Source organism: Bacillus cereus group sp. BfR-BA-01381 (assembly GCF_022663555.1).
Taxonomy (GTDB): Bacteria; Bacillota; Bacilli; order Bacillales; family Bacillaceae_G; genus Bacillus_A; species Bacillus_A pacificus.
The window spans coordinates 1-331 of the sequence record NZ_JAKUFR010000259.1; the positions used below are offsets into that span (position 1 = coordinate 1).

The following is a 331-nucleotide window of genomic DNA, read 5'->3' on the forward strand; positions in this document are numbered from 1 at the left end:
TTGTATTAAGTAGTAAAAAAATATAACGATTCCCATTTTTACCTGAATAACCTTTATTTGTTATACTAAAGGGGAAGACAAAAGAAAAGGGGACATTGCCTTTGATGAAATTTTTAATTTTAGCTATTCTCACTTTGTTTTTGATTCCATGGACAAGAAGAAGCGGTAGTAAACTTCGAGCAGTGGATAAGAAAGGGGATGAGAAGGTTGTAAAGGGTAAGAAATCATCTATTTTAGTTATTCCAGTTTTATTTTGGATAGGTATTGCAATCTATGAATATTTTTGGCTAATTGATGATCGAGCAGATTCAATTCTTACTCATTATTCTGT

At 31.1% G+C, this 331-nt stretch carries 1 protein-coding gene; it reads left to right on the forward strand.

All coding sequences use genetic code 11. The annotated features are described in order from the left end of the window. Nucleotides 1-104: 104 nt before the first annotated feature. On the forward strand, nucleotides 105-331 hold a 227-nt coding region (locus tag MR079_RS28605), incomplete at its 3' end, for a DUF3981 domain-containing protein (protein WP_242295102.1).